The sequence below is a fragment of the Arthrobacter sp. 05N429 genome (genome assembly GCF_056397045.1).
This window is the reverse complement of sequence record NZ_JBFTMQ010000014.1, coordinates 35660-48922: the sequence shown is the minus strand read 5'-3', so window position 1 is coordinate 48922 and position 13263 is coordinate 35660. Positions and strand designations below refer to the sequence as shown.

Here is a 13263-nt window from a genome sequence, read left to right as displayed (position 1 = left end):
TGTTTCCTTGCTGCTTGCCTGGCTGGTGGTCCGTCCTGCTTACTGTCCCGGGACCTTCTGCGCGGGGGCAGGAACGGAGCCGCCGTGGAGTTCGACTGCGGGTGCGGCGGGGGCGGGTGCAGCCGGGGCCGGTACAGCCTCGGACGCGGGTTCCTCGGCTGCCGGCGCTGCGGCGGCCGGGGTGGTTGCCGCGGCAGCTGGGTCGGCGGCTGCCGGCTTGCGGTTCGCGAGGGGCTCATTGACGGTGGCGGGCGGAACAACAGTGAGCTGGCCCGCGACGGCCGGGGCGGCGATGACGGCGCCGGGGGCGTCGCCCTTCACCGCCGGCTTGGCCTTGCCCGTGACGGTCAGGGTGGACAGATCGATCTGGCCCTTGCCGGTGGAGGTGACCATGCCCAGCTCGGTGGCCTTCGCCGCCAGGTTCTGCGGGGCGTCGAAGTTCTGCACCTGCTGGGTCAGGTCCTGGTTCTGCTTTGTCAGGGTGGACTGCTGGCTCCGCAGCTGCACCAGCTGGTACTGCGCGGTCGAGACGGAGATGTTCAGGACCAGCACTGCCATGAGGGCGACGGCGAGGAGGCCGAAGCACAGCACAACGAACGGTGCGCGCCGTTTCCGCGGGGCCGACTGGACCAGGGACAGCGGAGTGCGCGCCTTCCGGGAGGGACCGGTACCGGGGGTGATCCCGGGGAGGGCGCGGGCCGTGGCGCCTGTGGCAACGGGGAATCTGCTGACAGCGGCGGTGCTCATACGGCCCTCCTGGCTTTGATGCGTTCCACGGCGCGGAGCCTGGCGGAAGCAGCGCGTGGATTTTCGGCGATTTCGGCGGCGGTGGGCACTTCGGTGCCCTTCGTCAGGGTTTTCAGTTCCGCCTTGTGCTCTTCCAGCTCCACAGGGAAGCCGAGGGGCGCGGAGGATTTGGAACCGGCCTGGAAGAAGCCCTTGACGATCTTGTCTTCCAGCGAGTGGTAGGACATAACGACGACGCGGCCGCCGACGGCGATCGCGTCGATGGCAGCGGGGATGGCGCGTTCCAGGACGTCGAGTTCCTCGTTGACCTCAATCCGGAGCGCCTGGAAGGTGCGTTTGGCGGGATGTCCGCCGGATTTGGCGGCACCGGCGGGGACTACATCGCGGATCTGCTCGACGAGTTCGCCCGTCGTGGTGAAGGGCTTCCCGGCGCGTGCGGTGACAATCCGGTTGGCGATGCGGCCGGCGAACTTCTCCTCGCCCCACTTCCGGATGATCCGGACCAGGTCCTCTTCGCTGTAGTTGTTGACGACGTCGGCGGCGGTTTGGCCGCGGCTCGTGTCCATGCGCATGTCCAGCGGGGCGTCAAAGGAGTAGGCGAAGCCGCGTTCGCGTTCGTCCAGCTGGAGCGAGGAGACCCCGAGGTCCATCAGGACTCCGTGGACCTCCGCGAAGCCGAGGTCCGCCAGGACGTCGGGGATTTCGTCGTACACGGCGTGCACCAGGTCGGTCCGGTTGGCGAAGGGCTTGAGCCGCTCCCCCGCCAGGGCCAGTGCTTCCTCGTCACGGTCGATGCCGATGAGATGCAGATCCGGGAAGCGCTGCAGCATTGCCTCGGAGTGGCCGCCCATGCCCAGGGTTGCGTCGATGACCACGGGGGTCTCGCCGCGGCTGCGGGCTGCTTCGAATCCGGGTGCCAACAAATTGATGCACCGGTCTTTGAGGACCGGTACATGCCGTTCGGACGTAGGCTTCGCCTGGTCAGGGTCCGTCATGCCTGCGTCCTTTCGTGGTCCGGCTGAAATGTTGGAGTGCTGTTGCGGGCCGTGCCGGCCGCTTCTTGGTCCAGATCCCCATCCGCGCCTATCCTGCGTCCGCCTGGCTCCGGGGAAGTGAGCCAGGAAATCAGCTGGATGGGCGGCTGGAGATCTTGATCAAGAATCGTGCTGCACTGCTTGGTTCCTGTGGGGCTTCAGAGAATCCCCGGTATGGCGTCGTCGGTCTCCGAGAAGGCCGTTTCCTTTTCTGCGAGGTATTCGTTCCAGGCCTGGGCGTCCCAGATCTCAGCGCGGGTTCCTGCACCAATAACGGCGAGTTCCCTGCCGAGTCCTGCGTACTCCCGGAGCGCCGGCGGAATCGTCACGCGCCCCTGCTTGTCAGGTACCTCGTCGGAGGCTCCAGAGAGGAAGACCCGGATGTAGTCACGAGCCTGCTTGTTGGAGATTGGAGCCTCCCGCATTTGCTCGTGAACCCGGCCGAATTCCGCCTCACTGAAGACGTAGATGCAGCGTTCCTGGCCCCTTGTGAGAACCAGTCCGCCGGCAAGCTCCTCACGGAACTTCGCGGGAAGGATGATTCGACCTTTTTCGTCCAGACGCGGCGAATGTGTGCCGAGAAACACGGCCCACCGCCTGTCTGTTCGTAGGAAGCCCAACGTCCCCTGTGCTGCCACTACCCTCTTACGTCCTCCACATTACTCCACATCCCTCCACAGTCAACGACACGCCGAAGGTTTTCGCGTCAATTTGTGGGACTGACTGCCTCCAGGTTCCTTGCAATGGCAGGGATGTGGGCCCGGTGGTGCGCAGTGGAGGGACTGGGGAGGGCGGCAGCCGTCCGCTGCCGGGCATGGCCCCTGCAGCGGGCCGCGGTGGTCCTTTCGGTGTTCCTGCGGCGCGGTAGGCGGCAGGAACTCTCTGTTTAACGGCAAAAGACCCGCCGAAGCGGGTCTTTTATGCCACCTGCGGTGTCCCTGTGGTGGGGAATGGAGGGCGGGGGCTTGAAGCGGGGACCGGGAGGCCGGTACTGGGGGAACGGGCGGCCCTTCGGGGCTCAGGATTCCCCGCGGTGCCTCTCGTCCCAGCGTTCCTCAAGATTGCTCATGAACGAACTCCTGGGCTTCCCGGACTTCCGGGCCGTGCCCGCGGCTTTGGCTTTGCCGGCAGCCGAAGCGCGCATGGTGGCGTAGTAGACGCCTGCGCCCATCACGACAAAGCCCAGAACACCTACGAAGATGTTCTGGATCGTCACGCCGAAGAGCAGGAGTACGACGCCGGCCAGCGTGGCCAGGACACCGATCACCAGATGGCGGGTTGACCATGAACGTCCCGCGTCCGAGCCCATCGAGCTGGCGAACTTGGGATCGTCCTCATGCAGCTGCTTCTCAAGTTGCTCCAGCAACTTCTGTTCGTGCTCCGAGAGCGGCATCACGACCTCCTTAAGTCGGCCAACGTCCAGACTGACGCGGCCAGTGTCCCTAAACCCACAACGTGCGGGATTCGCGCGTGGTTCCCATTCGCCGTCGTTGGTCGGATGGGGTTTTCCACGGCCCCTTGCGGGGTGTTCAGCTGGTCCTGCATTAGTCCGAACGCTCGATCCAGTCGTTCCAAACCTACGTATAAATAAGGATAGTTTGTTGCGCCCTGTTCTGAAAGATGCCGAACGTCCCCTTGACTTCGTGACGGGGACTTTGGACCGCCAAGTTCAGCCCGAATTGCTTCCGGGATCCAGTAGCCGGGCCGGAAGCACCGACTTGGTGCCGAATTTCCGGGTGACCTGGTCCAGGACCTGCTCAGCCGCCCGCCAGTTGTCGTCCCTGCGGTCAAGGCTCAGCTGCAGGGGCGCCTGCGCGGCTTCCTCGAGCTGTTCGGCCCGGATGCCGACCAGCCGCACCGTCATGGGCCGGTCACCGAGCGATTCCAGCAGCTGGACAGCGACGGCGTAGAGCAGTTGGGCGCTGTCGATCGGCGTGCTGACCGTGCGGCTGCGGGTGATGGTGGAGAAGTCCGCGTAGCGCAGCTTGAGGGCCACGGTACGGGCGTGCATGCCGGCGCTGCGGAGCCGCTCAGCGGTCCGGTGCGAGAGCCGGAGCAATTCCCGGTGCAGCAGTGCCTCGTCGGCGGTGTCTACAGCAAAGGTCTCTTCGGCGCCGATGCTCTTCTCCAGCCGGACAGGGGTGACCGGGCGGGGGTCGATCCCCCACGACAGGCGGTAGACGTGCTCCCCTGACATGCCGAGGACCTTCCGCAGGGACGGCAGCGGGGACGCCGCGACGTCCGCAACTGTCCGGATGCCCATTCGGGCCAGCACGTCGACGGTCTTGGCCCCGACACCCCAGAGGGCGCTGACCGGAAGGCTGTGCAGGTAAGGGACCGTCTCCTCGGGCCCAATGAGCAGCAGTCCGTTCGGCTTGCACCGGGTGGAGGCAATCTTGGCCACGAACTTGCTGGCGGCTATTCCCACGGACGCGGTGATGCCCAACTCGCTGCGGACCCGGGTGCGGATAAGCTCACCGATCTCGCGGGGCGGGCCGAGGCGCCGGATCGCTCCCCCGACGTCGAGGAAAGCCTCATCCACGCTGAGGGGCTCCACGAGGTCGGTAATCGAACCGAAGATCTCCATGATCTGGCCGGAGACCTCGTAGTACAGCTTGTGCCTGGGCTCAATAACGACAGCGGAGGGACACATCCGCATGGCGACCACCATCGGCATGGCCGACCTGACGCCGAACTTCCGGGCCTCGTACGAGGCGGACAGCACGACCGAACGGTCCGCGGGGTAGCCCACGATAACGGGCTTTCCCACGAGTTCCGGCCGGCTGCGCAGCTCCACGGAGACAAAGAACGCGTCCATGTCCACGTGCATGATGCTGCTCCGCCGGAACTCGCGCAATTGGGCTTCGCTAAGCCGCCTGGGTGCGCCCTGGGGAGACTGCTCCCGCTGCTGTTTATCCTGGTCCGGCCCCACAACTTCAATCCTATGCCCCGGGACTGACTAAACTGGAGGCTGAATCCGGCGTCAACACCAGGAGGAAAGTCCCTGTGAAGGTATTTGGACCGCGCAACCGTGCCGCGGCAGCCGTTATGGCGGCAGGCGCGCTGATGGCTCTGGCCGCATGCACGCCCGCCAACCCCGAGACCGTTTCCTCGGGTTCCTCGTCGGCCTCGCCGGCCCCCTCCGCGTCCCAGCCCTCCACCACAGCTCCGGCCAGCCCCTCCGCCGCACCCGGCACCTCGGCCACGGTCGGCGCCATGGTTCCCGGGTTCCCGGAGAAGCTCCTGCCCGTAATGCCTGGTGCGAAGGTCGTCTCCAGCAGTTTTGACAAGACCACTGCGCCCGCCACCGTGGCGCTTGTCGGCAGCATTTCCGCGCCGTCCGCCGACGTGCTCGCCTACTACACGAAGGAACTTGAGGCACAAGGCTTCAAGGCCGTTCCGGGGGAAGCAGTGGGCGCGGTACCGTCCAAGGACTTCCTCCGCGGTGACAACGAAACGGTCAACATCTCGGTGGTGGAAACCGCCGGGGTTTCCACCTTCACGATCGGCGCAAACGTCGCCGCCGAGTCCGTCAAGTGACCCTCGCGGAGCAGCTGCGCCTGGAGCAGACCGCGTTTGTTGCCGCCGTCGCCGGAAAGCTAACCGATTTCCTCACCACCCGCCAGGCGGTGATGTCCTCGATTTCCCCGGACATTGATCCGCTGATGGGATCCATTTCGAACCTGGTCACCGGCGGAAAGCGCCTGCGGGCATTGATGTGCTACTGGGGCTGGCGCGGCGCCGGTGGTGAGGCCGGAGCCGGCGAGGTGGTGACAGCAGGCTCCGCGCTGGAGCTCTTCCAGGCCGCGGCCCTGATCCATGACGACATCATCGACCGCTCGGACACCCGCAGGGGCGGACCCAGCGTCCACCGGCGCTTTAGCGACCTGCACGAGACTCAGGGTTGGGCGTTGGACAGCGAACGGTTCGGCCACGCGGCCGCCATCCTGACCGGTGACCTGTGCCTGTCCTTCAGCGAGGAATCGTTTACCGAAATTGGGCAGAGCGCGGCGTCCGGAAGCCGGGCACGGCTGATCTTCAACCTGATGCGGGCCGAGGTGATGGCAGGACAGTACCTGGACATCCTCGAGGAAGTCGCGGGTCCCAGGCGGGACCGCGCGGGAGCCGTCAGCCGGGCCCAGTCCATCATCCGGTTCAAGTCGGCCAAGTACTCCACCGAACATCCACTGGCTTTGGGCGGCGCACTGGCCGGCGCCCACGACGAGCTGCTGCGGGGCTACTCGGCATTCGCTCTCCCGCTTGGCGAGGCTTTCCAGCTCCGCGACGACGTTCTGGGAGTCTTCGGCGACCCTGTCACCACGGGCAAACCGGCCGGAGACGATCTCCGTGAAGGCAAGCGGACCGTACTGATCGCCTTTGCACTGGACCTGGCCAGCCAGGCCGACTCCACCTTCATCGACGCGAAGCTCGGCAGCCCCGGGCTGGACGACGCAGACGTGGACGAAATCCGCCGCATCATCGTGGACTGCGGCGCACTCCAGGCCACGGAAACACTGATCGAGGAATTCGGCCGCGCAGCCTTCTCCGCCCTGGACCTCCTGCCGCTGGATGAGCTGCCTAAGACTGCGCTCCGCAAGCTGGCCGAGGCCACGGTCAGCCGCGCGGCCTGAGCCACGCAGCGACACGCACAACGCAGCGGCATTAACAAATGCGGGCCCTGCACCTCAGATTCGAGGTGCAGGGCCCGCAGTGGTTTAAGGACCGGTAAATTCCGGGGCGGCTACCAGGCCAGGGACTGCGCCCGGCGCCGGATTTCCGTTTTGCGCCCCTCGCGCAGGGCGTCGATTGGCCGGCCACGCAGCGATTCATCCGGGGTAAACAACCAGGTAATGAGTTCCTCGTCGGAATAGCCGGCGTCCGCGAGGACCACAATCGTTCCCTTAAGGCTCTCGACCGCATGACCGTCCTGAATGAATTCGGCAGGAACGCAACGGATCCGGCGTTCACCGACCCTCAATGCAGCCAACGCACGTTCATCAAGAAGCGCGTGAACCTTTGTAATCGAAACGTTCAGGAGCTGCGCGACATCGGGAAGGGGCAGCCATTCGCCCACAAGGCTTTCTACATTACTCACGGATCAAGATTGCCATGCCGGCGGGCCCTGCGCCTAGTCGACGCCCGGCTATTAAATTGCCATTCTCCGGACGCGGCTCACGGGCAGGGTGCCGCTTCCCCGGCCGACACTCCACGCGCGCGCATTTTCGGAATGTCAAACAGTTCTTGTGCTATTTGCCCATTTGTGAGACATTCACATGGATCACATTTGTAACAGTGATAACTTGAGTCACATTGGTAACACCAGTCACAGCGATAATTACGAGTAAGCCAGGCCAGACCCGCAGCGTTCGACGCTGAGAAGAGGATCTTCCCCATGACGACGTCACGTTCGCCAAAGCCCAACCCGAGGCCCAGCCTGCCGATGATTGCGGCCACGACGGCGGCACTTCCCGCCGTAGTCCTTTCTTCCTTGGCGATCGCACAGCCGGCTGCGGCGGAATCCCGCGCCCGCGCCATCCCGGCCACACTGGCCGCGGCCATGCAGGCACAGGCTCAGGGCCAGGCCGTCAGGTCGCTGGCGTCGGCCCTGATTCCGGCCGGTTCCGTTCCGGCCACTGTTCCGTCCGCGTTCCGCCCCGCCCAGGTATCCGCCCCGGCTGAGTACACGATCGCCCGCGGCGACACGATCAGCGGAATTGCCGGCAAGTTCGGTCTGGACACCTACGCGGTTCTGAAGCTGAACGGGCTGCAGGCCAACACCGTCATCTACCCGGGGCAGAAGATCAAGCTCGACGGCTCGGCTGCACCGGCCGCTCCGGCACCGGCCCCGGCAGCTCCGGCGCCGTCGGCACCTGCGGGCGGCAGCGCCTACACCGTAAAGCCGGGCGACACCCTCAGCGCGATCGCAGCCCGCCACGGCGTCAAGCTCTCAGAGGTCTTCGGCTGGAACGGGCTCAACATGCGCTCGATCATCCGCCCGGGCCAGCAGATCAAGATCGGCGGCGGCTCTACGGCACCCGCCCCGGCGGCACCTGCACCGGCAGCCCCGGCGGCGGCGCCGAGCGCCCCTGCCCCGGCCCCGGCCCCTGCGGCACCCGCATCAGGTTCGTACACCATCAAGGCCGGCGACACCCTCTCCGGCATTGCCGCCAGGAACGGCGTCAAACTCGCGGACATCCTCTCCGCAAACCGCCTGACGATGAGCAGCATCATCTACCCCGGCCAGAAGCTCGCGCTTCCGGGGTCGTCCCTCGCTCCGGCCTCAACCCCTTCCACCCCGCCGCCTGCCACGGTGACGCCGCTGGTCCCGAGCACCTTCCTCGGCTTCACCTACCCGGCCGCCGTCGTCAGCTCCGCCAACCAGAACAAGGCCCTGCTGAACGCCTCGCCGGTGCCCACCCGCGAACAGATGAAGACGATCGTGGCGGACACCGCCCGCCGTATGGGCGTTGACCCCTCGCTGGCTCTGGCCTTCGCCTTCCAGGAATCGAGCTTCGACCACCGCTCGGTCTCCCCCGCCAACGCGATCGGCACCATGCAGGTCATCCCGTCCTCGGGCCAGTGGGCCTCGGACCTCGTGGGCCGCCAGCTGAACCTGCTGGACCCTTATGACAACGCCACGGCGGGCGTCGCGATCATCCGCCAGCTGACCCGTACGAGCCCGGACCTGGACACCGCCATCGCGGGTTACTACCAGGGCCAGTACTCCGTCAGCAAGTACGGCATGTACGACGACACGAAGCAGTACGTGGAATCCATCAAGGCCCACCAGAAGAACTTCGGCTAGGAGTTCCGGCCAGCCACGCGGCGGCGTCCAGCCGCACTGGCCAAGCCCCGACGGATAACGAAACGGGTCCGAATCGCAGGTGGATTCGGACCCGTTTCCGTGCAGCGATTAGGATCGTATAGTGCAGGATTACTCGTCGGACCCTCTTGTTGGCACCCTGGTGGATGGCCGGTACCTGATTCAGTCCAGGCTCGCCAGCGGCGGGATGTCCACGGTCTACGTGGCCACCGACCGCCGGCTGGAGCGTGATGTGGCGCTGAAAGTGCTGCACCCCCACATGACCGGCGACCCCCAGTTCCTTGACCGGCTGGGCCGCGAGGCCAAAGCTGCCGCCCGGCTGTCGCACCCGCACGTCGTGGGAGTTCTGGACCAGGGCGAGGACGACCGGGTGGCCTACCTGGTGATGGAGTACATCAAGGGCCACACCCTGCGCGACGTCCTCAGGGACAAAGGCGCTCTCCCTCCGCGCCTGGCACTTGCGCTGATCGACCCCGTCGTCGAGGGGCTCGGTGCGGCCCACGACGCCGGCCTCATCCACCGCGACATCAAACCCGAGAACGTGCTGATTGCCGACAACGGGCGCATCAAGCTCGGCGACTTCGGGCTGGCCCGCGCCATTTCGACGTCGACCAGCACCGGCGCGCTGATCGGCACTGTCGCGTATCTCTCCCCCGAACTCGTGCTTGGCCGCCAGGCGGACGCGCGCAGTGACATCTACTCGGTCGGGATCATGCTCTACGAGATGATTACCGGCCGGCAGCCGTTCGACGGCGAGGTACCCATCCAGGTCGCCTACCAGCACGTCAATTCGGCCGTCGGCGCCCCCTCGGAGCAGGTTCCGGGCCTCGCCGCCGAAATCGATGAGCTGGTGCAGTGGTGCACCGCCAATGACCCCGACAAGCGCCCCGTCGACGGCAACGCCCTGCTCTCCGAACTCCGGCACATCCGGCGCAACCTGAGCGACGCCGAACTGGACCTGCAGCCCCCGGCCGCGCGTCCGGCCCTGCCGGCCGTGCCGCTTCCGCCGGCCGGACGCCCCGGCGGCGCCCCGGATCCGCTCGCCGCCAACGGCGCCACCGAAGTCATCGGCGCCCGGCAGCAGCCCACGGAATTCATCGCGCGCGGCAACAACCCGACCACCGTGATGTCCGCGGCACCCCGCCACCCCGGCTACGGCCCGCTGTCCGCGCCGGACGAAGCACCGTACGCGGCAGGCTACTACGACGACGGCGACGACGACGGCGGAGCTTCCGCCGTTCCGGCCGGCAAACGCGCGCAGCGCAAACACGACCGCGACGAGGAGAAGGCCCGCCAGCGCGCCGCGGCCACGCCGGTCCGGAGCCTGCGCGAGGGCAACCCCCGGCGCCGCGGACTGCTCTGGATCCTCGTCCTCGTCATCGCTGCACTGCTGGCCGGAGGGGCGGGCTGGTTCTTCGGGATGGGGCCGGGCTCCCCCGGCACGATCCCGGAACTCGCGAACAAGACCGTGGCCGAGGCACAGCAGCTGCTCCGCACTGCGGGGTTCCAGTCCACCACCAAAGACGTTTTCGACGACGATGTCGCCCCCGGACTGGTGGTTGCCTCTGAGCCCGCTGCCGGGGAGGTCATCCGGAAGTTCCAGCCGGTGTCCCTCGCTGTCTCCAAGGGCCCCGAGCTGTTCCCCCTGCCAGAGCTGACCGGAAAGTCCCTGGACGAGGCCAAGACGGCCCTCAACGGCGCGGGCATGGCACTGGGCAACATCTCCGAGACCTTCGATGAATCCGCGGCCGCCGGGACGGTCCTGGCGCAGGCACCGCGCAGCGGCAACCCAGTCCGGCACGGCACCCCCGTGGACCTCACTGTCTCCAAGGGACCGCAGCCCATTCCGGTGCCGGACGTGCGCGGCCAGAAGCAGGCAGACGCGGTCGCGGCCATCGAAGCTGCCGGGCTTAAAGCCGTGGTCGCCGATGAAACCGTCCACGACCGGAAGGTGCCCAAGGGCGCGGTCGTGGCGCAGGATCCGGCCTCCGGCAATCTGACCAAGGGCGGATCGGTGACGCTCACCATCTCCAAGGGACCGAAGCTCGTTGAAGTGCCAAGCTTCATCGGCAAGCAGGCCGCCGAAGCGCAGAAGGCCCTTGAGGAACTCGGCTTCACGGTCAAAATCGACAACATCCTCGGCGGATTCTTTGGTACGGTCCGCGCCCAGGACCCGGTGAACACGAGCGTCCCGGAAGGCTCCGTCGTCACGCTGACCGTGGTCTGACGGTCCCCGCCCGCACCCCGCGACAAACAGCTCCGCCCCGGCTGATGCAGCCGGGGCGGAGCTTTTTGCCGGGCGGACCCTCCGGGTCCGGTCGCCTCTAGCGCTTGGACAGGGCCCCTGCCACCAGGAAGGCCATCTCCAGGGACTGCATGTGGTTCAGCCGGGGATCGCAGACCGATTCGTAGCGGTCCAGGAACGCCTCCTGGTCCACGGGATCCGCGCCGCCAAGGCACTCGGCCACGTCGTCGCCGGTCATCTCGACGTGCAGGCCACCGGGGACTGTGCCGAGCGCATGGTGGACCTCGAAGAACCCGCGGACCTCATCAATGACGTCGTCGAAGTTCCTGGTCTTGTAGCCGTTCGGCGACGTGACCGTGTTGCCATGCATGGGGTCGGTCACCCAGAGGACCTGGGCGCCGGACGCGGTGACGCGCTCCACGATCGGGGGAAGCTTCTCGCGGATGTTGCCCGCGCCCATCCTGGTGATGAAGGTAAGGCGGCCGGGCTCGCGGTCCGGATCCAGCTTGTCGATCAGGCGCAGCGCGTCGTCGCCGCTGGTGCCCGGCCCCAGCTTGACGCCGATCGGGTTGCGCACCCGTGAGAGGAAATCGACATGCGCGTGGTCCAGTTCGCGCGTGCGCTCACCGATCCACAGGAAGTGCGCGGACGTGTCGTAGGGGAAGCCGGTGCGCGAGTCGATCCGGGTCAGGGCCCGTTCGTAGTCAAGCAGCAGGGCTTCGTGGCTGGCGTAGAACTCCACCCGCTTGAGCGCCTCGAAATCCGCGCCGCAGGACGCCATGAACTTGATGGCGCGGTCGATGTCCCGTGCCAGCGATTCGTAGCGTGCGTGGGCGGGGTTTTCCGTGAAGCCCTTGTTCCACTGGTGGACGAGCCGGAGGTCAGCGAAGCCGCCCTGGGTGAACGCGCGGATCAGGTTCAGGGTGGAAGCCGAGGTGTGGTACGCCTTGAGCATCCGGCCGGCGTCGTGCGCGCGGGATTCCGGCGTGAAGTCGTAGCCGTTGACGATGTCGCCGCGGTATGCCGGCAGCGTGACGCCTTCGCGGGTCTCGTCGTTGGAAGAACGCGGCTTGGCGAACTGCCCGGCCATGCGGCCCATCTTAATGACGGGCATCGCCGCGCCGTAGGTCAGGACCACCGCCATCTGGAGGATCGTGCGGACGCGGGCGCTGATCTTGTCCGCCGTCGCGGCCTCGAAGGTTTCGGCGCAGTCGCCGCCCTGGAGCAGGAACGCCTTTCCCTGTGCGGCGGCGGCGAGCCGTTCGCGCAGGATGTCCACTTCGCCGGCGAAGACGAGCGGCGGGAGGACGGAAAGTTCCTTGACCGAGGATTCGAAGACGGACTTATCCGACCAGTTCGGCTGCTGGGAGGCAGGAAGCTCCCGCCAGTGGTCCAGGCCGGGATAGTTCGCCGCACCGCTCTGGGCGGTGCTGGTCAGTGCGGTGCTGGTCAGTGCGGACCCCGCCAGGGGCGGGCCGCTCAGGGAACTGTTCAGGGGGGAGGCCGAAGGCGCAGATAACTCAGTCACCTTCTAAGGATAGTTGCCCCGGTGGCGATCGTCGGCCCTGCGGCGTCATTGACTGCGCCGGTTCCGTCACACGCTTCGGTCACACAGTGCCGGGCGCGGCCGGACCTGCTCCGGCGGAGCCGTCCTCGGGGACCTCTGTGGCCTTGCCGGCAAGCCGGAGCTTGACGACGGCGGCGTACTCGTCGACGTATTCCTGTCCGGAGAGCCGCATCAGTTCATACATGATCTCGTCGGTCACGGAGCGCTGGATCAGCCGGTCATCCTCCATGCCGTAGTACCGGCTGAAGTCCAGCGGCTCGCCGAAGATCATCCCGATCCGGCGGATGTTGGGCATCCGCTTGCCAATCGGCTGGACCTTGTCCGTGCCGATCATTGCGACCGGAATCACGGGGACGCGGGCCTGCAGTGCCAGCCGCGCCACCCCCACCTTGCCGCGGTACAGCCGGGAGTCCGGGCTGCGGGTGCCTTCGGGGTAGATGCCCAGGAGCGAGCCGTCCTTCAGCACGTCCATGCCGGCGTTCAGCGAGAGGGCTGATGCCGCCCCGCCGGAGCGGTCCATGGGCAGCTGGTTGGTGAGCCGGAAAAAGGTGGCCGTCAGCCGGCCCTTGATCCCCTTGCCGGTGAAGTACTCCGATTTCGCGAGGAACACGACCGGACGGGGCACCATCAGCGGCATAAAAATGGAGTCGGAGAAGGAGAGGTGGTTGGATGCCAGAATGGCGGCGCCCTCCGCGGGAACGTTGTCCAGGCCCTTGACCCAGGGCCTGAAAAGCGTCTTCAGCACCGGCCCCAGAACGAAGGTCTTCATGAACCAATAAAACACGTGGTGTACCTCTCCGGAAAGCGTCTGGCCGGCCCTGCATCGGACCCGGCCAGGACTTCAATG

At 66.5% G+C, this 13263-nt stretch carries 12 protein-coding genes; 4 read left to right on the top strand and 8 right to left on the bottom strand.

Annotation, left to right across the window (positions count from 1 at the left end; translation table 11 throughout):
- Positions 1–39 precede the first annotated feature (39 nt).
- From ftsL to dinB, 5 genes are all read right to left on the bottom strand, one after another.
- Positions 40–747: a cell division protein FtsL gene (gene ftsL, locus AC1DF4_RS17305; protein WP_476914034.1), complete on the bottom strand. Its 708-nt coding sequence runs from the start codon at positions 745–747 to the stop codon at positions 40–42.
- Positions 744–1742, bottom strand: a complete 999-nt coding sequence (rsmH, locus tag AC1DF4_RS17300; RefSeq protein WP_476914033.1) for a 16S rRNA (cytosine(1402)-N(4))-methyltransferase RsmH — start codon at positions 1740–1742, stop codon at positions 744–746. Before rsmH ends, ftsL begins: the two co-directional genes overlap by 4 nt.
- A gap of 197 nt (positions 1743–1939) precedes the next feature.
- The gene (gene mraZ, locus AC1DF4_RS17295) at positions 1940–2368 is read right to left on the bottom strand and encodes a division/cell wall cluster transcriptional repressor MraZ (protein ID WP_056431195.1); all 429 of its coding nucleotides are present in this window, start codon (positions 2366–2368) and stop codon (positions 1940–1942) included.
- A 431-nt stretch (positions 2369–2799) separates the two neighbouring features.
- A complete protein-coding gene (locus tag AC1DF4_RS17290) occupies positions 2800–3174 on the bottom strand; it encodes a DUF3040 domain-containing protein (RefSeq protein ID WP_476914032.1) in 375 nt (124 codons plus the stop codon).
- Positions 3175–3450: 276 nt separating this feature from the next.
- A complete protein-coding gene (dinB, locus tag AC1DF4_RS17285; RefSeq protein ID WP_476914031.1) occupies positions 3451–4713 on the bottom strand; it encodes a DNA polymerase IV in 1263 nt (420 codons plus the stop codon).
- A 74-nt stretch (positions 4714–4787) separates the two neighbouring features.
- Here dinB and AC1DF4_RS17280 point away from each other — a divergent pair, with 74 nt between their 5' ends.
- Complete coding sequence (locus AC1DF4_RS17280) at positions 4788–5321, top strand: hypothetical protein (RefSeq protein WP_476914030.1); 534 nt, start codon at positions 4788–4790, stop codon at positions 5319–5321.
- Positions 5318–6412 carry a polyprenyl synthetase family protein gene (locus AC1DF4_RS17275; protein ID WP_476914029.1) on the top strand — a complete coding sequence of 365 codons (1095 nt, stop codon included), beginning with the start codon at positions 5318–5320 and terminating at the stop codon, positions 6410–6412. Before AC1DF4_RS17280 ends, AC1DF4_RS17275 begins: the two co-directional genes overlap by 4 nt.
- A 110-nt stretch (positions 6413–6522) precedes the next feature.
- Here the strand turns inward: AC1DF4_RS17275 and AC1DF4_RS17270 are convergent, their stop codons facing one another.
- Positions 6523–6876: an Rv2175c family DNA-binding protein gene (locus tag AC1DF4_RS17270; protein WP_024367566.1), complete on the bottom strand. Its 354-nt coding sequence runs from the start codon at positions 6874–6876 to the stop codon at positions 6523–6525.
- Positions 6877–7173: 297 nt separating this feature from the next.
- Between AC1DF4_RS17270 and AC1DF4_RS17265 the strand changes: the two genes are divergently transcribed.
- Positions 7174–8586 (top strand): lytic transglycosylase, encoded by a 1413-nt coding sequence (locus AC1DF4_RS17265; protein WP_476914028.1) that lies wholly within the window; start codon positions 7174–7176, stop codon positions 8584–8586.
- Between the two features lie 118 nt (positions 8587–8704).
- Positions 8705–10831 (top strand): Stk1 family PASTA domain-containing Ser/Thr kinase, encoded by a 2127-nt coding sequence (locus AC1DF4_RS17260; RefSeq protein WP_476914070.1) that lies wholly within the window; start codon positions 8705–8707, stop codon positions 10829–10831.
- A 97-nt stretch (positions 10832–10928) separates the two neighbouring features.
- On the opposite strand, the gene AC1DF4_RS17255 is transcribed toward AC1DF4_RS17260, so the two are convergent.
- Entirely contained in the window at positions 10929–12302 is a 1374-nt protein-coding gene (locus tag AC1DF4_RS17255) for a class II 3-deoxy-7-phosphoheptulonate synthase (protein ID WP_476914069.1), read from the bottom strand.
- Between the two features lie 154 nt (positions 12303–12456).
- Positions 12457–13200: a lysophospholipid acyltransferase family protein gene (locus AC1DF4_RS17250; RefSeq protein ID WP_476914027.1), complete on the bottom strand. Its 744-nt coding sequence runs from the start codon at positions 13198–13200 to the stop codon at positions 12457–12459.
- Positions 13201–13263: the final 63 nt, after the last annotated feature.